Below are 1,062 nucleotides of genomic sequence, written 5' to 3'. Positions count from 1 at the left end.
TAACCTTCAATGAAAGAATAACTGCCATCCTCATTTTTGATGATGGGAAAAGTGCTTAGCCTGGTACTGAAATCCTTTTGGATGGTCCTGACAGTAACCCCGAACTCCTGGGCCAGATCAGACAAGAACAGCCTCTCCCCGATATTAAGCCGGGAAATGATTGTGGTCATGCGGTACATGGCCCGGTCATAATCGTGCTTTGCCAATCTTATCTCCTGTCGGTTTTCACAGGCTATTGGTAAACTTGAGAGTTAAAAGTTCCTGGTTCTTCCGGTTTAAGCGTACTTGCATGTAAAGATAAAGAATATCTCACGCCCGGCCTAAGAAGGCCTAGAGACGCAGGGCCCGCAGAGAGAAAAGCAGGAGGAAGAAATCTAATATTCATATCCACCGAGCCGGTGGCTATGAATAACAAGCCCCCCGCCTGGGGCGTTAGAACCTTTTTCATTGCCCCGGCTCAGGGCAATGAAAAAATGACTTCTCTCTTCTCCCAAGCTCTGTGCCTCTAGCAAGTCTTCGAAGCGGGCGAGAGACAATAATTTCTTATGCCTTGGCCCAAAAATACATTCAGCATGGCTTTAAGCCTTTTCCCGGCAAAGCCCGCTTTAGATGGTTGAACCATTTTTCTACACGATGTTAAACGTCTTGCTGTTTCTGGATCTTGAACCTGCTGATTTCGCCGGACAATTTTGCAATGGTGGCAGCCAGAACAGCAGCATCATCCAGCCAGCCCACCACAGGTATAAAGTCAGGAATAATATCAATGGGCATGATCACATAGGCCAAAGCACCAGCAATAAGCGCCCAGGTTGCCGGGCTCATTTTGAAAGTTGGATCAGTGATCATGGCATACAAAAGCTTAAAGTCATTATACCATGATTTGTCAGTATGCTTCTGGCTGAACTGATGAGCTCTCCCAGCATCAAAGTCATCAGCCATTTTCTCTGCCATATTCAGCGCTTTTTCCTTTTCATCACGTGTAAGTCTGGTCATAACGGTCTCCTTCTTGAAAATGTTAGAAACACTTTATCAGACCTGCGCGAACACGTGTGTTCGTTTTAT

General features: G+C 46.0%; 2 protein-coding genes. Both read right to left on the bottom strand.

Translation table 11 applies throughout. The annotated features are described in order from the left end of the window. On the bottom strand, window positions 1–206 hold a 206-nt coding region (locus LZ23_RS11995; protein WP_045214535.1), incomplete at its 3' end, for an HTH domain-containing protein. 430 nt (window positions 207–636) lie between these two features. Further along, a complete protein-coding gene (locus tag LZ23_RS11990) occupies window positions 637–993 on the bottom strand; it encodes a YkvA family protein (RefSeq protein WP_045214534.1) in 357 nt (118 codons plus the stop codon). Window positions 994–1,062 lie beyond the last annotated feature (69 nt).

This window comes from Desulfonatronovibrio magnus (assembly GCF_000934755.1).
GTDB lineage: Bacteria > Desulfobacterota > Desulfovibrionia > Desulfovibrionales > Desulfonatronovibrionaceae > Desulfonatronovibrio > Desulfonatronovibrio magnus.
The sequence above is the reverse complement of the archived record's forward strand: the minus strand, read 5'-3'. Positions and strand labels throughout refer to the sequence as shown.